This is a genomic window from Streptomyces sp. NPDC041068, assembly GCF_040647455.1.
Classification (GTDB): Bacteria; Actinomycetota; Actinomycetes; order Streptomycetales; family Streptomycetaceae; genus Streptomyces.
This window is the reverse complement of the sequence record NZ_JBEZCG010000027.1, coordinates 76,122-95,183: the sequence shown is the minus strand read 5'-3', so window position 1 is coordinate 95,183 and position 19,062 is coordinate 76,122. Positions and strand designations below refer to the sequence as shown.

Here is a 19,062-nt window from a genome sequence, read left to right as displayed (position 1 = left end):
CGCGGCGCCGTCCGCGCCGTTCTTGTCACCCCGGCCCACCCAACGGCCCGCGGCCATCGCGGCCGCCTCGGTGACCCGGACCAGCTCCAGGGCCAAGTTGCGGTCGGGAGCCTCGGGGGACACCTCGAGGCGGAACGACGGCGGGGCGGACGCGGTGAGAGGCATCAGGGTTCCTTCTGGACGTGCCCGAACACTAGGACGACCTGGACGCTACCTCCGCCCCACCCCTCCGACGGCCTCGGGAGCCGCCGCGGCGTACGCCTTTGGCAACTTGCCACAATCGCGGGCGAGATGGCGGAAGGGCAGGTCAGCCGGGTCCGCCCGGGTTCCGGACGTTTTCCGGGCACCTCGGAACATCCGTGTGTAGGACGCCGCGTGAGGGGCAATCGGAGTGGACTGCCCCGATACCGGTTCTCCTTTCCAGACAACGAGTTCTCCCTCTCAGACACCGAGTTCTCGCTCTCAGACACCGAGTTCTCCCTCTCGGGTACCGAGTTCTCCTCGACGACCGGAGCTCCGATGACCTCCGTCAACCATGGATCCCCCGACGTCTCCGGTGTCGTCGCTCTCCTGTTGGACACCGAGACCCTCGACGACTTCCTGTGCGGTCTGGCCGAACAGGCGATGCGGAACGCGCCCAAGGCCGACGGCTGCGGCATCACCCTGCAGCGCGCCGGGCGCTTCCTGACCGTGACCAGCGCGGGCACCAGCGCCCCCGCCCTGGACGAGAAGCAGTACGGCCTGGACGACGGACCCTGCCTGCAGGCCCTGCGCACCGGCGAGGAGGTCCCCGTCAGCGACCTGATGGAGGAGCAGCGTTGGGGCGCCTACCCCGCCCATGCCGTGGCCACGGGCACCCGCTCGTCGCTGTCCCTGCCCATCGCCCCGCGCAGCGACACCGCGGGCGCCTTCAACCTGTACTCGCCCGTGCCGCACGGCTTCGACGACACCGACCTGCCCGCCCTGCGCACCCTCGCCGCCCAGGCCACCGGCGCCATCGAACTGGCCCGCCGCATGGCCCGCTCCCGCCAGTTCACCTCCGACGTGCGGCAGGCCGTGCGCTCGCGCGGCGTCATCGACCAGGCCATCGGCATCATCATGGCCCAGCAACGCTGCCCCAGCGCCGAGGCGTTCGCGATCCTGCGCGGGGCGTCCCAGAACCGCAACCTCAAACTCCGCGACCTGTGCGCCGAGTTGATCACGAGGCTCACCGGCCGGCCTCCGCAGGACCCGCCCGACCTCCGGCTGCCCGAACTGTGAGGTTCCGATCAAGGGCCTCCAACAGATAACCTCGGCAACGGAGTTGGGATGAAGCTCCGTGACCACACCGGCATCCCGTTCCGCCACCCCTTTTCCCCCCGTGGCGACCGGATGCCCGTGACCGGCCGGAGCCACCGCCGACTTCGCGGCTCCGGCTCCGTCCTCCCGGTGGGAACTCCCGCGCCCCCTCGGAGGACGCCGCGCGAAGGGCCGACGGAGGGGAGCTCCCGGCCTCTCGCGCCGGGCGGCCGCCGTCCCCCGAATGGGCGGCGGCCGCCCCCTTGGTGCTGTCGAGCGACGACCGATGAGTTTTCCGGGCGGCGGTCGTCTACCCACCAGAAGATCGCGCGGCGCCCGCAACGGCGGGTGGCCGGGGCCGAGCAGACCAGCGAAGGAGCCGTTCCATGGGATCGATCAAGGTGCACGAGTTCATCACGCTCGACGGCGTGATCGGCGCGCCGCTGTGGACCCTCGACTACGAATTCACCGCCGAGATGGCGGAGTCCATCGGCCCTCTCATGGCGGACAGCAAGGCGATCCTGCTCGGGCGCACCACGTACGAGGAGTTCGCCCCCGCCTGGTCGGGGCGGACCGCCGAGGACGACCCCGGGGCACCGTTCATGAACGAGGCCCCCAAGTACGTCGTCTCCGCCACGCTGGAGAAGGCCGACTGGAACAACTCGACGGTCCTCGGCGGGTACGACGCCGACACCATTCGGAAGCTCAAGACCGACGTGGACGGGCCGATATACGTCAGCGGCAGCGGCACGCTCGTGCGGGCCATGCTGGCCGACGGTCTCGTCGACGAGCTCCACCTGGTCGTCCACCCCGTCGTCGTCGGATCGGGGCCTCGCCTCTTCCCAGAAGGCACTCCTGCGGCGACGATGTCCCTGGCCCACAGCAGGGCCTTCGACAACGGCGTCCTGCACCTGACGTATACACCGGGTGCCCCGTCCGCCTGAGCCCCACGTCGGTAAACACCCGCGTTGATCCGTCGGCAATCGTTTGTTGATTGGCTCCGATCACCCTGTGCCCGTCGCTATTCGGGGGAAGACAGGGAATGCTCAGTGTCGGATACACGCATCTCGGTGGCCGTGCACGCCACCGACCCCCTCAGCAGGGCCGGAGTCATCAGCCATCTCCGGCATCAGCCCACCGTCGAGCTGGTGGACCGCACCGAGGACCCGTCGGGGACGACACAGCGGGCATCGCCCGAGCGGGTCGCCGTCATGCTCGTGGACCGGCTCGACGACCCGGCGGGCACCGAACTGCGCCGCCTGGCCCGCTCCACCGAGCAACGCGTCGTGCTCATCGCGAGTGAACTGCGCGAGCCGGAGCTCCTCGCCGTCGTCGAGTACGGCGTACGGGCCATCCTGTGGCGGCACCAGGCGACCCCGCAGAAGCTGCTGCGCGCGGTGCACAGCGCGGCGCGCGGCGAGGGGGAGCTGCCGCCCGACCTCATCAACCGGCTCATGACCCAGCTGGGGCGGCTGCGCCTGTCCGCGCTCGACGGCTCGCCGTCGACCGCGGGCGCGCTCGTGCCGACGCTGGGCATGGCGCCGCGCGAGGTGGACGTGGTGCGGCTGATCGCGGAGGGCCTGGACACCAAGCAGATCTCCGAGAAGCTCGCCTACTCCGAACGCACCGTCAAGAACGTCCTGCACGCGCTGATGACGCGCCTGCAGCTGCAGAACCGCGCGCATGCCGTCGCGTATGCGCTGCGGGAGGGATACATCTGATGCGACCGACCCCACTCCCCGTGCGTACGAGGGGAGTACGGCTGCGTACGAGGGGAGTACGGCCGTGATCCACGAAGTCGACGAGGCGCTGCGCGCGCTGCTGCGCGGCGCGCTTCCCGAAGAGGCCGGCGAGGTCGTCTTCGAGGCGCCGACCCGCGACTGGGCGGCGCGCCGCAACGCCCCCACGCTCAACTCGTACCTGTACGACATCCGCGAGGACGTGGCCCGGCGCGAGCGCGGCGCCTACGCGGAGCGGGGCCCGGACGGCGTGGTGCTGCGCAGACGGCAGCCGCCGCGCTGGTTCCGGCTCTCCTATCTCGTCACCGCCTGGACCAACCGCCCCGAGGACGAGCACCGGCTGCTCTCCGCGGCCCTCGGCACCCTGCTCGCGCACGAACTGCTGCCGCCGGACGACCTGCCGGACGCGCTCGCCGCGCTGCGGGCCACGCTGCCGCTGACCGTCGCGGTGCCGCCGCCCGAGTCGCGCTCCCTCGCGGACATCTGGTCGGCGCTCGGCGGTGAGCTCAAGCCGTCCCTGGACGTGGTGATCACGACACCGTTCCCGGTCTCGCCGACATACGACGTGGCACCGCCGGTCACCGAGGGCGTCGTGACCGTGCGCGGCATCGACGGCGTGCCGGGCGACGCTCGGCCGCGGCTGATGCGGACGACGAAGCGGGACGGGGAGCGGAACGACAACGGGGCGGGGCCGCGGTGAGCGGCGAAGGAGCGAGCGGCGCCGAGTCGCTCACCGCGCGCCTTGGTTCGCTGCGCGAAGGCGTGGCGGAGCTGGTCGCGCGCCGCGGCTCGGGCGACCCCACGGCGACGGATCCGCTGCGCGGCCTGTATGTGACGCAGGAGACCGCCCACCGCCTGGCCACAACTTTGCCACCGGCGCCGGAGTCCGTGGCGGACCTCTCGCCCGCCGAACCGGGCGACGCCCTGGACGAGTTGGCGCTGCGCTTCGGCCTCGCCCCGCTCGACCGGCACATCCTGCTCACCGCCCTCGCGCCCGACGTGGACCGCCGCTTCGAGCCGCTGTACGGCTTCCTCAACGACGACGTCGGGCGGCGCAGGGCCACCGTCGCGCTCGCCCTGGACCTCGCGGGCACCGGGCCCCACGACCCGCTCGCCCGCGCCCGCTTCCACCCCTCGGCGCCGCTGCGCGCCCAGGGCCTGCTCACCCTCGACGACGAGGACCGGCCGCTGCCGGGGCGGGCGCTGCGGGTGCCGGAGCGGGTGGTGGCCCAGCTCCTCGGCGACGACGCACTGGATTCCGACCTGGTCGGACAGGGCGTGGAGTTGCTGCCCGACGGGGCCGCGGAGCCCAAGCATCAGCTCGCCGTCCGGCTCGCCTCGCTCGCCGCCGAGCGACCGCTCCTGGTCCATCTGCGCGAGCGCAGGGAAGGCACGGCCGCCGCCCCGGTGGCGGACGCGCTGCGGGCGGCCGGGCTGCCCGTCCTGCGCCATCGGCCCGGGACCCCGGCGGCGGACGCCGCGGCGGTGGCCACCGCCCTGCTGCGCGAGGCACGGCTGCGACAGGCCGCACTCGTCGTGGGTCCGCTGCCTCCCGAACCCGGCGCCCTGGTGCGCTCCCTGGCGACCGGCGACGTACCCGTGGTGTTCTTCGGGAGCGATCCCCACGACCCCGGATGGGCGCCGGACGCGGGGCTGCTCGCGCTGGACGCGCCGCACGACGGGATCGACGCACCCCAGGTCTGGCGCACCCAACTCGCCCTGCACTCACCGGACTTCGCGCAGAGCATCGAGCAAGGCCTCGATCCCGGCCTCGACCTCGCCGAGGCCGTCGCGCCGTACCGCCTCAGCGAGGCACAGATACGGCGCGCCGCCCGGGGCGCGGCCGAGCTCGCGGCCTTCGACGGCACCCCGCCGACCGCCGCGCACCTCCAGCACAGCGCCCGGCTGCAGTCCGCGCCGCTGCTCGACAAGCACGCCCGGCGGATCCGGCCCGCGGTCGGCTTCGGCGACCTCGTCCTGCCCGACGAACCGCTCGGCCTGCTCCATGAGTTGACGCTGCGCGCCCGGCACCGCGACAAGGTGCTCGGCGAGTGGCGGCTGCGCACCGGCGGCGGCCGCGGGCGCGGGGTGATCGCGCTGTTCGCCGGGGACTCCGGCACCGGCAAGACGCTGTCGGCCGAGGTGGTGGCCGGTGAACTCGGTCTGGATCTCTACGTGGTGGACCTGTCGGCGGTGGTCGACAAGTACATCGGCGAGACGGAGAAGAACCTGGAGCGGATCTTCGTCGAGGCGGACCGCACCGACGCGGTACTGCTCTTCGACGAGGCCGACGCCGTCTTCGGCAAACGCTCGGAGGTCAAGAGCTCGCACGACCGGTACGCCAACCTGGAGAGCGCGTATCTGCTGCAGCGCCTGGAGGCCTTCGACGGCATCGCCGTGCTGACCACCAATCTGCGGGCCAACATCGACGACGCGTTCACGCGGCGTCTGGACCTGGTGGTGGACTTCCCGTTCCCGGACGTCGAGCAGCGGATCGCCCTGTGGCGCACCTGTCTGGCAGGCACGCCCTGCGCCCCGGATCTGGAGCACGAACTCGCCGCGTGCGCCAAGGAGTTCGAGCTCTCGGGCGGCGCCATCCGGTCGGCCGCGGTGACCGCCGCCTATCTGGCGGCGGGGCACGGCGGTCCGGTGTCCGGCGAGGACGTGCGGGCGGGGGCGCGGCGCGAGTACCGCAAGATGGGGCGGCTCGTGCCGGGTGCGTCGCTGCCCTGGCAGTGATGCCCCGGCAGCACAAAAGAGGGGAGCGGGTGGCATGCCACCCGCTCCCCTCTGTCGCGTCTCCTGAGCCTCTACTCCGGTCTGCTGAGCCTCTACTCCGGCCAGTCGGAGATCGTCCAGCCCATGGCCTTGCTGTTGTCGTCGCACTTCCAGGTGATCGCGCCCTTGTCGTTCTGCATGTCGACGAGGCACTCCCCGGAGGCGACGGAGATGATGCGGGTCAGCCCGTCCGGACGCTTCTCCAGCTTCCACTTCTGGTTGCCGGGCAGCTGGCCGGACTTGAGGTTCTCCGGCGGCGCGCTGTAGATCTGGGCGAAGTTCGTGCCGCCCTTCACGTCCAGGACCTTGCCCGGGGCGTTGGCGGGCTCCAGGGCGTAGGTGTCGGACTCGGGGTAGTGGTGCAGGATCCAGTCCTGGTTCTTGCCGAACTCGTCCGTGAGGGCGGGGTTCTGCCCGACGGACGTCTCGTCGTCCGTCTTCCCCTGCTTGACCTCCAGGTACCAGCCGCCGCCCTCGCTGCTGCGAATGGTGTGCGTCTTGGGGCCCTTGGGCTTGTCGTCCTTCTCGCCTCCGCCACCGCCGCCCGGCTTGGAGTCCGAGCCGCCGCCACCGCCCTCGTTCTTGGGCGGGGGGTCCTCCTTCGGCTTCTCCTCCTCGGTCGGCTTCGCGCTCGGCGCTTCCTTCATGCCGTCGCCCTGCGGGAGCTGCTGCTGCTTGCCCTGCTTCTCCCTGGCCTGGGTGGCCATGGTCGGCTTGTGCTGGAACCACACCACGGCGAACGCCACGGCCAGCGCGACGAGGACCGAGAGGACCGCCATCGCCCAGCGCGGGATCACCGACGGCTGCACGTAGGTGCCGCGCAGCTCCACCGGCTCGGTCACCCCGGCCCGGAGCACGGACACGGTGAAGGGGTGCTTGGTGGTGCCGCCGACCCAGCTGACCGCGCCGGGCTTGAGGCGCAGGTCCGCGAAGCCGGCTCGCCCCGGGGCGACCTGGACCGAGCCGGGCTCGGCCTCGACCTCCAGCTCCTCGCCGTTCTCACGGCCGGAGAAGGAGGCCGTCAGCTGCTGGTTGCCGAGGTTGTCGACGGCGACGGACGCCTTGGCGCTCAGTCGGCCGCGTACGACCAACGGCAGGAGTTCCGTGCGCAGTTCGGCGAACGGGCCCACGGTGACCTGGCCCTCGACGACGTCCGCGGTGTGCGGTGTCTCGCGGGGCCGCACCTGGACGCCGAAGGGGGTCGGGCCCGCCTGCGCGTCCGAGGTCCTCGGCGGCGCGAACTGCACCTCCGCGGTGGCCTCCGCGCCCGGGTACAGGCGCAGGACGTCGGGCTGCACACGGGCCCAGCCCGCCGCGGCGCCGACCACCTGGAGGCGGTACTCCTCGACGGTGTCGCCGGTGTTGCGCACGCGCAGCCGTACGCTCGCGGTGGCGCCGGGCTCGACGGTGGTCGCGGCGGGTTCGAGTGCGGTCCACATGCCGGTCACCGGCCCTTCACGCCGGGGTTGGTGACGCTGCCGCCGACGAGCGCCTGCAGGGTCTTGCTGTCGGCGACTCCGGTCGCGGGGAGGCCGACGGAGGCCTGGTAGTCCTTGATGTGGTCGGCCAGGTTGCTGCCGTACCTGGCCGTGGTGGGCGCGGTGCGGCCGTTCTTGAAGTAGGCGACGCCTCGTTCCGCGTACACGCGGTCGCGGTCCAGGTCCTTGTCGCTGATGCCGGCCTGCGAGGCCCACCAGAACGCGGCCTCCAGCTGTACGACCTCCCAGCTGCGGACGCCGGAGCGGACGTCGTCGGGCCTGATTCCCTGCGCCCACAGCGACGTGAGGGTGGCCCTGCCGAGCTCGCCCTTGTCGTCGGTCTTGAATATCTGCGCGGTGTTGTGTCCGGTGTTCCGGCCGTCGCGGATCACGGCGTTCTGATAACAGATCAACTTTGCCTCGGTGTTGGCGTCGATGACGCCGGGTGTGTAGTCGCCGGTGAGTCTGCATGCGTTCGTCGAGCTCATGGCCGCGAGGCGGCGCTGGGCGTACTCGACCACGACGTCCCGTTCGTAGCCGCGCCGCCACGGCGGGCCCGAGCGGGAGCCGCCGTCGTCCGACGCCGGTTCCTCGGCGCCGCCTCCGCCGCCACCGCCGCCGCCTCCGCCGGAAGAGCCGCCCTTGGAGCCGGAGCCGGCCTTGTCCGCCGCGCCGCCGGAGCCTCCGCCGCCCCCGTCGTCACCGTTCAGGTCGTCGTCGCTGCCGCCGTCCGCCTTCTCCTCGGGGGGCGGCGGGGCGTCCGCGAGCTTGTCCTTGTCGCCGCCCTGCGGGGCCGTGTCGGGTGTGGTGGCGGCCTGGTTCTCGCGGGCCGAGCCGTTGAACTTGGGGGCGTAGGAGAACCAGAACACCACGAACGCCACGGCGAGGGCCGCGAGGACGCTGCCGAGCGCGAGCAGCCAGCGCGGCAGGACCGGACGCTGGTCGAAGCTGCCCGGCAGTTCATGGGCGCGCTCGTCGCCGGAGCGACGCACGGCGACGGTGAGCGGATGCGCCTGCCCCTGCCCGGTCCACCGCACCTGCTGCGGCCGGACGGTGACCTTCGCGAACGCGGCCCGCCCCGGGGCGACTTGAATGCTGGTGGGGTCGGTGTCGAAGGTCAGCCGGTCGGCATCGTCGCGGACGGTGAGGGACGCGGTCAGCTGGGTGTTGCCGAGGTTGTCGACGGCGATGGAGGCCCGGCCGCGGAAGCGTCCGACGATGGTGGGCGGAAGGAGTTCGGCCCGGATCTCCGAGAACGCCCCTACGGTGACCTGACCCTCCACGACGTCGCGGGCCTCGGGGTGTTCGCGGGGCTCGACGCGGACGCCGAACGGCGTGGGACCCGCGGCGGCGTCCGGCGAGCGGGGCGGCGCGAAGGAGATCTCGGCCGTGGCCTCGCTGCCCGGGTAGAGCCGCAGGACGTCCGGTTCGACGCGGGACCAGCCCGAGGGGGCGCCGATCACGGAGAGTCGGTACTCCTCGACCGTGTCACCAGTGTTGCGCACACGGAGCCGCACGGTGGCACTGCCACCAGGATCAACGGTCACCGCGGCCGGGTCCAGGGAGTTCCACCACGTCATACGGGCACGGTAGAGCCCACCACCGCTTTCCTCCTTGTACGAAAGGGCGGCCCCGGGGGCAGCCCTGACTGCCCTCTCGTACGGGCCGCTTGACGAGAGGCCCGGCGGCGGCTCAGCCGCGCGCCGAGAGCACGGGGCGAGGTGTGCCCGATTTCGGCTCCTGTTCCGCCAGGAGCGCGGCGATCTCCACCGCCTCCATGGCGCCGCGCCGCTCCATCACGCGGTGCGCGATCCGCAGGGCCGCTCTCGCCCGGTCGGGGTCGCCGAGGGCGAGGAGGGCGCGGCCGCGCGCGGCCATCGCGAGGGCGTGGCAGAACGCGTCGCCCAGCTCGCCCTCGACGGCCAGTGCCGCGTCCGCGCAGTCCATCGCCTCGCCCGGTCTCTCCTGCTCCAGTTCGCAGTAGGCGAGGCGGGCCCAGCACAGCGCCTCCCAGCGCGGGTTGTGGGAGCGGCCGTGCAGCCGCTGTGCCTCGCGCAGCAGATCCGCGGCCCCGGCCGCCTTGCCGGCCGCCAGCAGGGTGCAGCCGGCCTGGTAGAGGACGTGGGCGAGGGTGGACGTGCTGCCCGACTGCCGTGCCTGGCTCATCGCGCGGGCCAGCGCGGCGTCCGCCTCCGTGGGCCGGCCGAGGGTGACGTACACCCGTGCCATGTGGGACAGGATGCGGATCCGGTCGCTGTGTCCGCCGAGCGCGCCGAACCGGTCGTACGCGAGGCGCAGTTGTTCGAGGGCCTCCTCGTGGCGGCCCGTGCCCATGAGGACGATGCCCAGCTCATGGCTGCCCTCGGCGCCGACCAGCGGGTCGCCGCAGGCCTCGGCGAGGCGCAGGCTCTCGCGCAGCGCGCGCTCGGCGCGGCCGTACGTCTCGGTGCCGTAGTGCGGGGCGCCGAGGAGGCGCAGCGCGCGGGCCGCGGCCGGGTCGTCGCCGTGCTTGCGCGCGGTGCTCAGGGCGAGTTCGGCGAGTGGCTCCAGATCGCGGTGGCGTGCGGTGCCGACCACGAGGTGGGACCAGGCGGTGAGCAGGTCGACGGTGGGGCGCAGGCCCGGCGGGCCGCCCTCGGGTGTGCCGGTGGCGTCGTCCGCCGGGTCGGGGACGTGCTGCAGCGCGTTCTCGGCGGCCGCGTACAGCCTGCTGTGCGCGACGATCAGCCAGTCGCGCGCGGCGGCCTCGTCCGGCAGCGCCTTGCCCGCGGACGCGGGCCTGTGCAGCAGCTCGGGCAGCACGCTGTGCGGCTTCGTGCGGCGGATCGCGGTGACGACGGTGGCCAGGACGTAGTCGAGGAACCGCAGCCGCGCCTCGGCGCGTTCGCGGGCGCTCTCGTGGCGTTCGCACTGCCGCCGCGCGAAGAGCCTGACCAGGTCGTGGAAGCGGTAGCGGTCCTCGCCGTGCGGCTCCACGAGTCCGGCGTCGACCAGGCGCTCAAGCGCCGTCTCCGCCTCCTCGTCGCCGGTGTCGAGGAGCGCGGCGGCGGCTCCCCGGCAGAAGGACGGCATGTAGCAGAGCGCGACCATGCGGAAGGCGCGGGCCAGGCCCGCGTCGAGAGCCTCGTACCCGAGCCGGAAGGTGGCCTCGACGCCGAGGTCGTCCACGCGCAGCTCGTCCAGCCTGCGGCGCTCGTCGCGCAGCCGGTCCGCGAGGTCGGCGACGGGGCGTCCCGGCCTCGCGGCGATGCGGGCGGCGGCGATACGGACGGCCAGCGGCAGTCCGCCGCAGATGGCGACCAGTTCGCGGGCGGCGGCCGGTTCGGCGGACACGCGCTCGGCGCCGACCATGGCGGAGAGCAGGCCGAGGGCCTGCGGTTCGTCCATCATCTCCACGTCGACGAGGCGCGCGCCGGGCAGCGCGATGGTCCGCGAGCGGCTGGTCACCAGGACCGCGCAGCCGGGGGTGCCGGGCAGCAGGGGGCGCACCTGGGCGGTGTCGCGCGCGTTGTCGAGGAACACGAGCACGCGGCGTCCGGCCAGGAGCGAGCGGTACAGGGCCGTCTGCTGGTCCAGGCCGTCGGGCACCGCCTTCTCGGGTACGCCGAGCGCGCGCAGGAAGCCGGTGAGCGCGCTGCCTGTGTCGACACCGGGCGCCGGGTCCGCGCCGCGCAGGTCCACGTACAGCTGCCCGTCGGAGAACTGATCGCGTACGGCGTGTGCGGCGTGCACCGCGAGCGCGGTCTTGCCGACGCCGCCGAGTCCGGTGAGCGTGGCCACGGCCATCGCGCTGCCGGACGCGGCGGTGCGCAGCGTCCGGACGAGCAGGTCGACCTCCGCCTCGCGACCCGCGAAGTCGGGTACGTCCGGGAGGAGTTGGGCGGGGACGAGAGGGGACGCGGGGTGCCGGACGGGAGCGGGCCTCGCGCGGCTGACGGACGCGGCCACGACGTCCCGCACCGCTCCCGAGCCCGCCTTCGGCTGCGGGTACGGGTGCGACTGCGGGTACCCCTGCGGCTGTGACCGCGGCTGCGGCTGCCCGTGCCCGGCGTCCTGTCGTGCGGGTGCGCGGCGCCGCTGCTCGACGACGCGGGACGCGGGTGTGGGCGCGGCCGCTGTCCGCTCGCCCCTCAGGAGCCCCTCGTACAGCGTGGTGAGTTCCTTGCCGGGGTCGACGCCGAGCTCGGTGGCGAGCGTGCGGCGCGTGGTCTCGTACACGGCGAGGGCGTCCGCCTGCCGGCCGCCGCGGTGCAGGGCGAGCATCAGCAGGGCCTGGGCGCGCTCGCGCAGCGGGTGCTCGGCGGCGAAGACTCGCAGGGGTGCGGTCGTCTCGCCGTGGCGGCCCAGTTCGAGGGCGGAGGCGAAGAGCTCCTCCTGGGCGGTGACGGACAGCTCGGTGAGCCGGTCCCGCTGGCGCCGGGCGTAGGGACCCGGCAGACCGGCCAGCGGGGCACCGTCCGAGAGGGCGAGCGCGGCGGACAACTCGATGTGCGCGGAGGCGTGTTCACCCGCCCCGCGCATCCGGCGCGCGGCGGCCACCCGGTCCTCGAGCTCGCAGGCGTCGAGGGCCTCGCGCGGTACCCGCAGGGCGTAGCCGTCGCCCGCCGAGACCAGAATCCTGGCGGGTTCGCGGGCGCGGCGGTCCGGTTCGAGGAGGGTGCGAAGGCGTGAGACGTAGGTCCGCAGGGCGCCGACCGCGCGGGGCGGGGGCTCCTCGCCCCACAACGCGTCCACCAGCTCCGACGCGGAGACCGGGTGCCCTTCGCGCAGCAGCAGGGCGGCCAGGGTGGCGCGCTGCTGCGGGGGGCCGAGCGTGAGGGGCCGGCCGTCGAGCCAGCCGCGCATCGGCCCGAGCACCTGGAACCACAGCCCCCCGCCCGGGTGTTCCGGCTCGGCTTCCCACGCGCCGCCCCGGTCCGGATCGCCGACCGTGTCGCCCAGCATTGTCAGCCCGTACCCCTTGCCCCATCACGCACCGCGCAGTGCCCATTCGTACGGAACACGGATGTCCGTACGACCCAAACGTTACGTCAGTCCCGCGGGTCGCCCGTCACCCGTGGGGAACTTCCGCCACCCACTTGACCAGGTATTGACGCCGGTGGGCGGTGGTGCTGGGCATATGCGCCATCGAGGGTTCACATTCGGCCGAGTACGGGATCCGCCCCGACGCCATGGCCGTTGGGGCAGTCCGCTCTGCCCCCGGGCACGCCCCCGCGTCCCTGGGGGGCCGTGCACGCGGCGTCGATGATCCCCTGGGGACGGCTCGGCGCGGGACCGCCGCCCGACGGTGGCCGAAGGGGCAGTGCGGTCTGCCCTCCGCTGCGTCCTTCCGTCTCTACTCGCCGGTTCGCCCATGGGACATCGTCGAATGTGTACGACGGCGCGCGGTCCCGCCGGCGCGCGGCCCACGGTCCCGTCCTCGCAAGGAGAAACCAGAACATGCCCAGCTACCTGTCCCCCGGCGTCTACATCGAGGAAGTCGCCAGCGGCTCGCGGCCCATCGAAGGGGTCGGCACGTCCGTCGCGGCCTTCGTCGGTCTGGCGCCGCAGGGACCGCTCAACGAGCCCACGCTGGTGACCAACTGGTCGCAGTACGTGGCCGCGTTCGGCGAGTTCACGGACGGGTACTACCTGGCGCACTCGGTGTACGGCTTCTTCAACAACGGCGGCAGCGCCGCGTACATCGTGCGGGTCGGCGGCAGCGACGGCAGTGAGCCGGCCACCGCCGCGCCCGCCGCCGAGGCGCCCAAGCAGCTGACCGCGGGCGAGCCGGTCGCGCTCGGCGGCTTCAAGGTCGCCGCCATCGCCGCGGGCAGCACGAACGGCGGCGCGCTCACCGTCGAGGTGCAGGACGGCGAGGGCGAGGCCGCCGCCGACCGCTTCAAGCTGGTCGTCAAGGACGGCGACAAGGTCGTCGAGAGCTTCGACGTCAGCGCGAAGAAGACGGCGCGCAACTACGTCGTCACCCAGGTCAAGCAGCGCTCCAAGGCGATCGTCCTGGAAGAGGCCGCGACGGGCGCGCAGCTGACCAAGCCCGACGCACAGACCGTGACCCTCGCCCCGCCCACTCCCGCGCCCGCCGCCCCGGCCGTGCCCGCGTCCAACGGCGCCGTGGCCCGCGTCGAGACCGCCCAGTTCATCGGCGACTCCGCGGACCGCACCGGCTTCGGCGGCCTGGAGGCCCTCGACGAGGTCAACATGGTGGCGGTGCCCGACCTGATGGCCGCCTACCAGCAGGGCCTGATCGACGAGGAGCAGGTCAAGGCGGTCCAGCTCGGCCTCATCTCGCACTGCGAGCTCATGGGCGACCGGATGGCCATCATCGACCCGCCGCCGTCGCTCAACGCCCGCCAGGTGCGCCAGTGGCGGCAGGAGCTCGCGGGCTACGACTCGCGCTACGCCGCGCTCTACTACCCCTGGATCAAGTCCTTCGACCCGGCGACCGGCCAGTCCGTGGTCGTGCCGCCGTCCGGTCACATGGCCGGTGTGTGGGCGCGCAACGACGCCGAGCGCGGTGTGCACAAGGCGCCCGCCAACGAGATCGTGCGCGGCGCCGTGGACCTGGAGCTGCAGATCACCCGCGGCGAGCAGGACCTGCTCAACCCGATCGGCGTGAACTGCATCCGCGCCTTCCCCGGCCGCGGCATCAGGATCTGGGGCGCGCGCACGATGGCGTCCGACCCGGCCTGGCGCTACCTGAACGTGCGCCGCTACTTCAACTACCTCGAGGAGTCCATCCTCGTCGGCACGCAGTGGGTGGTCTTCGAGCCCAACGACCACGCCCTGTGGGCCCGCATCCGGCGCAACGTCTCGGCGTTCCTGGTCAACGAGTGGCGCTCGGGCGCCCTGTTCGGCCAGCGCCCCGAGGACGCCTTCTACGTGAAGTGCGACGAGGAGACCAACCCGCCGGAGTCGGTCGACGTCGGCCGGGTCGTCTGCGAGATCGGCATCGCGCCGGTCAAGCCCGCCGAGTTCGTGGTCTTCCGGCTCGCGCAGTTCTCCGGCGGGGGCGGCGAGCTGGAGGAGTAGTCGACGCAGTCCCCCCATGCACGACGCACGTAACCGCAGGATCCAGCAGTACAGGAGAGAACTCCCTTGTCCCTTCAGCCCGGTGACGCGCTCACCACACACAACTTCGGCCTGCAGATCGACGGTGTCATGGTCGAGTACCTGCAGGAGGTCAGCGGCCTGTCCATGGAGCAGGACGTCATCGAGTACCAGCAGGTCTCGGCGGACGGCAAGCCCGTCGTCAAGAAGATGCCCGGCGTGAAGAAGGCCGGCGAGTGCACGGTCACGCGCGGCATGACGCAGAGCCCCGTCTTCAGCGAGTGGATCAACAAGTCCATCGCGGGCGACATGGGTTCGGCGCGCAAGAACGCGACGATCATGATGATGGACTACCAGAACAGCCCGGTGAAGCGGTACAACCTGCGCAACGCCTGGTGCAGCAAGGTGGAGACCAGCGGGGTCAAGGCGGGCGACGCGGCCGCGCTGACCGAGCAGGTCACCATCGTCTTCGAAGAGCTGGTCATCGAATAATGCGGCGCGAAGGCCCGGCCGGGGCGAGCGCCCCGAGCGCCGTGGACACGGCAGTCGAGCGCGAACCCCTGCGCACGGAGTTCGAGTTCGAGCTTCCCCGTGGGTACGTCGACGAGTCCGGCACCGTGCACCGCAACGGCGCGATGCGTCTGGCGACGGCGCGCGACGAGCTCGTCCCGCTGCGGGACGTGCGGGTGCGCGAGAACCCGGCCTATCTGTCGGTCGTGCTCCTGGGCCGGGTCATCACCCGGCTCGGCACGCTCGGCTCCGTCCACGACGGCACGGTGGAGAACATGTTCGCCTCCGACCTGGCCTTCCTGCAGGACTTCTACCGGCAGATCAACGCGGAGGGCCACACCCGTGCGGCCGTGGCCTGCCCGCACTGCGAGGAGTCCTTCGAGGTGGAGCTGGCCGGGAGCCGCCTGGGGGAATCGTGACGTACGCCGCCGACCGCATCGAGGAGGAAGTCGCGTACCTCGCCTACCACTTCCACTGGGGCATGGACGACATCCTCGACCTCGAACACGCGGACCGGCGCGCGTACGTGGCGCGGACGGCCACGTTGGTGGAGCAGGCGGAGGCGAGGCAGTGAGCGCCGACTGTGCGTTGGCGGGCCGGTGAGTCGACAGGTCGGTGAGTGAGTCGAGGTAAGTGATGGGTCTGTTCAGGTGGCGGCGGGGGTCGCGCGGTGACGCGGCACCGGACACGGCGGGGTCGGCGGGTGCCGAAGCCGTCGCCGGTGCGCAGGCCGCGCCTGTCGACGGAGCCTCCTCCGTCGACGGCGCCGCGGGTGGCGGGCGGCGCCGCGAGAGCGGGTGGAACGCCGTGCCGCCGGTGCAGCGTGTCCTCTCGGCTCCTCGTACGGTCGCCGAGCACGGCTTCGGCGCGACGCTCGCCACCCACCAGGACCCTTCCTTCGGCGGCGAGTTGAGCCACGCGGTGCGGTCATCGGCCCCTGGCGGCCTGCTGCGGGACGTCCTCACCCCGGTGGCGGGCCGCCCCGGCGACCTCGACCTGCCGTCACTGCGGCTGCCGGTACGGGGGCACGGGGTGACCGAGCCGGAAGAGACTCCGGTCCCTTCGGCTCCCGTGCAGCCGGTTCAGCGGGCGGCAGGGCGACGTGCGGCGTCGCCTTCGCCGTCGGGGACGGATGTACGCCGCTCGGCCACGCCCGGCGGTGCGGCGGCGACGAAGGCACCTGCGGCACCGGGCACGAAGTCGGCGCCCGCCCCGGCCGCCGGGGCGGGCACGGGACCGAGCGCCGGAGCGGATCGCCCCGTCCAGCGCACCACCGCGCGGCCCGACCGTGAGAACCCGACGGGCCCACCCACCGAGAAGCCCCTGCTCGGCACCACGGCACCCCTGCCTGGCGCAGACGTCCAGCAGTCACCCGCACCCGGCGGCACGCCCCCCGCCGCGCCGAGCACGAAGCCCGGCTCCGGGGCGGACCGTCCCGTCCAGCGCGCGGCCACAACTCCCGCACGGGGCAAGGCCACTCCGCAGCCACCTGCACCGCCCGGCGGCACGCCCCCCACCGCGCAGGGCACGAAGCCGAGCACCGGGGCGGACCGTCCCGTCCAGCGCACCACCACAACTCCCGTACGAGGCAAGGCCACTCCGCAGTCGCCCGCACCCAGCGGCACGACCCCCGAAGGGCCCAACGCCGGGGCGGGCCGCCCCGCCCAGCGCACGGCCGCGGCCTCCGCGCCGGACAAGGCCACTCCGCAGTCGCCCGCACCCGGCGGTACGCCCCCCGCCGCGCCGAGCACGAAGCCGAGCACCGGGGCGGACCGCCCCGTCCAGCGCACCACCACAACTCCCGCACGGGACAAGGCCGCTCCGCAGTCGCCCGCACCCAGCGGCACGACCCCCGAAGGGCCCAACGCCGGGGCGGGCCGCCCCGCCCAGCGCGCCGCACGGCCCGACCGCGACAGCCGCACGGACTCCCCCGCCGACAAGCCCCTGCTCGGCACGACGGCGCCCATATCCGGGGCGGACGTCCAGCGGTCGTCCGCACCCGAGGCAACGGCACCCGCCGCGCCGGGCGCGAAGCCGAGTACCGGAGCGGGCCGACCGCCCGTCCAGCGCGCCGCCACACCTCCCGCGCCGGACAAGGCCGCTCCGCAGTCGCCCGCACCCGGCGGGACGATCCCCGCCGCGCCGGGCGCGAAGCCGAGCACCGGGGCGGACCGTCCCGCCCAGCGCGCCGCCACAACTCCCGCGCCAGAGCCGTCCGTTCCCCGGTCGACCGCGCCCAGCGGGAACACTCCCGCCGCGCCGCGCACCCGCCCCGCACCCGACGCGCGTACGAAGCCGGGGAAGCCGGACACCGGAACCGAGCAGCCCGTCCAGCGTGCCGTCGCTCAGGACGGTCGCGAGAAGCCCGGCCGCTCGACCGCCGACAAGCCTCTGCTCGGCGCCTCGACGCCGCCGTCAGGGACAGATGCTCCGCAGGCTTCCGCGCCCGCGCCCGGCAGGGCGGTCCCGGACGCCGCGCCCGGCGGCGGGCAGGTGCCGCGCCCCCGGATCCGTACGGAGACTTCCGCGCCCGCAGCCGACAACACCGCCACGCCGCTGGTCGGCACCCGGGACGTGGCCGCCCCCGTCTCCTCCTCCGCCGCCCCCGCCGGAGGCCGACGCCCCGCCGTTCAGCGCGCCCTGGCCCCGGTCGTGCCGCGCCGACGCGTCGGCGCGGACGCCGCCGCAGGGTCCCCCGCCGTACCCGTGGTGCGGCCGACGCCCGCTTCGCGGCGCTCTCCGCTCGTGGCGGCGACGCCTGCCGTCGTACCGCAGCGGCAGCTGTCCCCCGTGGGGAAGGTCCCCACGGCGGCCACCACCGGCAGCCGCAACGGCAACGGCAGCACCGCCCCCTCCCAGACCCCTCGAGCCTCCCAAGCCACCCAAGCCACCCCTGCCGAACCGGGCGCCACGAACCGCGTCCGGTCCACCGATGTCCCCGGGCCGGCTTCCCCCGCCGGCCCGGGGGCTCCTGCCGCCCCCGCGGCAGCACCGAACCCCGCCGCTGTGCGGGCGGATTCCCCCGTCCAACCCGTACAGCGGCGGCCACACGTACGCAGGGTCCGGCGCGCCCCGGAAGGCGGCACCACGCCAACCGGCCGCCCCCGCACCGGACTTGGCCGACCTCTCGGCCCTCCGTCCGCCACCCCGCCCGGCCCCGCAGCCCAGGGCGCACCTCAGAGCGGTCCGCACAGCGGCCCGCAGGGCACTGCGCGCCGGTCGCCGATCGGTGCCCCGGTCACCCCCGTCCAGAAGGCGGCGGCCGACGGTGCCGCGCCGCCCGCCCTGTCCCCGACAGCGCTCCCGCCGGTCGCCCCCGTCACCGCCCCTGCGCCCGGCCCCGGCCGCAAGCCCGATCCCGGGCCCGATCCCATGCCTGCGCTCAAGCCCGAAGCCGAGCCCGTCCGCGCCCAGGAGCCCCCTCGGCAGCTCGCCCCGCAGCCCCAGCGACCCCTCCCCGTCGTCCCGCTCAACCGCCGTGTCGCACCCGGCAGTTACCGGACTCCCGCGGCCGAGCCCACCACCGCTCGCCCCCGCGCCCTGACCCCGTCCCGAGGCCTGACAGTCCAGACCTCGGCGACGGCCGGAGGACCGGAACCCGTGTCCGCTCCTCCGCGGCAGGGCCCCGCCCCCACTCCCGTTCCGCTCCAGCAGCCGGTGGCAGCGGCGGCGGGAGCGGGTGCCGGGGTGCCCGCCACATCCGCCACGCCCGTCGTCGTACCGCTCGGCAAGCCCGGCCCCCGGGCTCCTCGCCCCATGCCCTCCCCCGCGCACGCTCCCGTGCACGCTCCGGTGCCCACCCCCCTGCAGACCGCGCCCCGCCCCGTCGCCCGCCCCGCGACCCGCCCCGCAGTCCAGCGCCGCGAGGCCAAACAGGCCCCCGTACCCGCGCCCGCCCCCACTCCGGCGGCAGCCACTCCCCAGCCCTCACCCACGCCCACCGCCGCCCCTCGCCCGCACACCACCACCGTCACCGCCGCCGCCAAGCAGCCCGACGCCCAGCCGCACTCCCCCGACCCGGCATCCGCATCCGCCGCCATCCCCGCCTCCGAGTCCGCCCCCTCGGAACTGGACGAGCTCGCCCGCCGACTCCTCGCCCCCCTCTCCCGCCTGCTCCGCGCGGAGCTCCGCAGCGACCGTGAGCGGATCGGGCGGCTCCGCGACCACGGCCGCTGATCACGGCCGCTGATCACGGCCGTTGATCGCCCCCACCCGACCCCGTCCCACAAGAA

The 19,062-nt window shown here is 73.8% G+C and carries 14 protein-coding genes; 10 read left to right on the top strand and 4 right to left on the bottom strand.

The window, feature by feature from the left end; genetic code table 11:
- The coding region (locus tag AB0B50_RS41155) for a fructose-bisphosphatase class II (protein ID WP_362342047.1) at positions 1–165 on the bottom strand (165 nt) is incomplete at its 3' end.
- Positions 166–519: 354 nt separating this feature from the next.
- Between AB0B50_RS41155 and AB0B50_RS41150 the strand changes: the two genes are divergently transcribed.
- The 5 genes from AB0B50_RS41150 (at position 520) to AB0B50_RS41130 (ending at position 5,756) form a co-directional block, all read left to right on the top strand.
- Complete coding sequence (locus tag AB0B50_RS41150; protein WP_362342037.1) at positions 520–1,260, top strand: GAF and ANTAR domain-containing protein; 741 nt, start codon at positions 520–522, stop codon at positions 1,258–1,260.
- A 404-nt stretch (positions 1,261–1,664) separates the two neighbouring features.
- Positions 1,665–2,222, top strand: coding sequence for a dihydrofolate reductase family protein (locus AB0B50_RS41145; protein ID WP_362342034.1), 558 nt, complete (start codon positions 1,665–1,667; stop codon positions 2,220–2,222).
- Between the two features lie 105 nt (positions 2,223–2,327).
- Positions 2,328–2,999 carry a response regulator transcription factor gene (locus AB0B50_RS41140; protein ID WP_362342032.1) on the top strand — a complete coding sequence of 224 codons (672 nt, stop codon included), beginning with the start codon at positions 2,328–2,330 and terminating at the stop codon, positions 2,997–2,999.
- A gap of 64 nt (positions 3,000–3,063) precedes the next feature.
- Positions 3,064–3,717 (top strand): DUF4255 domain-containing protein, encoded by a 654-nt coding sequence (locus tag AB0B50_RS41135; RefSeq protein WP_362342029.1) that lies wholly within the window; start codon positions 3,064–3,066, stop codon positions 3,715–3,717.
- Positions 3,714–5,756 (top strand): ATP-binding protein, encoded by a 2,043-nt coding sequence (locus AB0B50_RS41130; RefSeq protein WP_362342026.1) that lies wholly within the window; start codon positions 3,714–3,716, stop codon positions 5,754–5,756. Before AB0B50_RS41135 ends, AB0B50_RS41130 begins: the two co-directional genes overlap by 4 nt.
- A gap of 92 nt (positions 5,757–5,848) precedes the next feature.
- Here AB0B50_RS41130 and AB0B50_RS41125 read toward each other — a convergent pair whose 3' ends face one another.
- The 3 genes from AB0B50_RS41125 to AB0B50_RS41115 all read right to left on the bottom strand — a co-directional run bounded on the left by AB0B50_RS41125 (position 5,849) and on the right by AB0B50_RS41115 (position 12,217).
- Complete coding sequence (locus tag AB0B50_RS41125) at positions 5,849–7,234, bottom strand: RICIN domain-containing protein (protein WP_362342044.1); 1,386 nt, start codon at positions 7,232–7,234, stop codon at positions 5,849–5,851.
- A gap of 5 nt (positions 7,235–7,239) precedes the next feature.
- The gene (locus AB0B50_RS41120) at positions 7,240–8,853 is read right to left on the bottom strand and encodes a peptidoglycan-binding protein (protein ID WP_362342024.1); all 1,614 of its coding nucleotides are present in this window, start codon (positions 8,851–8,853) and stop codon (positions 7,240–7,242) included.
- A 112-nt stretch (positions 8,854–8,965) separates the two neighbouring features.
- The gene (locus tag AB0B50_RS41115) at positions 8,966–12,217 is read right to left on the bottom strand and encodes a BTAD domain-containing putative transcriptional regulator (RefSeq protein WP_362342021.1); all 3,252 of its coding nucleotides are present in this window, start codon (positions 12,215–12,217) and stop codon (positions 8,966–8,968) included.
- A 495-nt stretch (positions 12,218–12,712) separates the two neighbouring features.
- Between AB0B50_RS41115 and AB0B50_RS41110 the strand changes: the two genes are divergently transcribed.
- From AB0B50_RS41110 to AB0B50_RS41090, 5 genes are all read left to right on the top strand, one after another.
- The gene (locus AB0B50_RS41110; protein ID WP_362342018.1) at positions 12,713–14,302 is read left to right on the top strand and encodes a phage tail sheath subtilisin-like domain-containing protein; all 1,590 of its coding nucleotides are present in this window, start codon (positions 12,713–12,715) and stop codon (positions 14,300–14,302) included.
- A 66-nt stretch (positions 14,303–14,368) separates the two neighbouring features.
- The gene (locus AB0B50_RS41105; protein WP_205040150.1) at positions 14,369–14,812 is read left to right on the top strand and encodes a phage tail protein; all 444 of its coding nucleotides are present in this window, start codon (positions 14,369–14,371) and stop codon (positions 14,810–14,812) included.
- On the top strand, positions 14,812–15,249 hold the full coding sequence (locus AB0B50_RS41100) for a hypothetical protein (protein WP_362342015.1): 438 nt from the start codon (positions 14,812–14,814) through the stop codon (positions 15,247–15,249). The genes AB0B50_RS41105 and AB0B50_RS41100 overlap by 1 nt, the downstream gene beginning before the upstream one ends.
- A complete protein-coding gene (locus AB0B50_RS41095) occupies positions 15,246–15,404 on the top strand; it encodes a DUF6760 family protein (RefSeq protein WP_362342012.1) in 159 nt (52 codons plus the stop codon). The genes AB0B50_RS41100 and AB0B50_RS41095 overlap by 4 nt, the downstream gene beginning before the upstream one ends.
- A gap of 62 nt (positions 15,405–15,466) precedes the next feature.
- Positions 15,467–19,006, top strand: a complete 3,540-nt coding sequence (locus AB0B50_RS41090) for a hypothetical protein (RefSeq protein ID WP_362342009.1) — start codon at positions 15,467–15,469, stop codon at positions 19,004–19,006.
- Positions 19,007–19,062 lie beyond the last annotated feature (56 nt).

Bases quoted from the DNA above. Each gene is read 5' to 3' on its own strand.
- AB0B50_RS41100 (WP_362342015.1), top strand. From the start codon at position 14,812: ATGCGGCGCGAAGGCCCGGCCGGGGCGAGCGCCCCGAGCGCCGTGGAC.
- AB0B50_RS41110 (WP_362342018.1), top strand. From the start codon at position 12,713: ATGCCCAGCTACCTGTCCCCCGGCGTCTACATCGAGGAAGTCGCCAGC.
- AB0B50_RS41090 (WP_362342009.1), top strand. From the start codon at position 15,467: ATGGGTCTGTTCAGGTGGCGGCGGGGGTCGCGCGGTGACGCGGCACCG.
- AB0B50_RS41150 (WP_362342037.1), top strand. From the start codon at position 520: ATGACCTCCGTCAACCATGGATCCCCCGACGTCTCCGGTGTCGTCGCT.
- AB0B50_RS41125 (WP_362342044.1), bottom strand. From the start codon at position 7,234: ATGTGGACCGCACTCGAACCCGCCGCGACCACCGTCGAGCCCGGCGCC.
- AB0B50_RS41145 (WP_362342034.1), top strand. From the start codon at position 1,665: ATGGGATCGATCAAGGTGCACGAGTTCATCACGCTCGACGGCGTGATC.
- AB0B50_RS41120 (WP_362342024.1), bottom strand. From the start codon at position 8,853: ATGACGTGGTGGAACTCCCTGGACCCGGCCGCGGTGACCGTTGATCCT.
- AB0B50_RS41115 (WP_362342021.1), bottom strand. From the start codon at position 12,217: ATGCTGGGCGACACGGTCGGCGATCCGGACCGGGGCGGCGCGTGGGAA.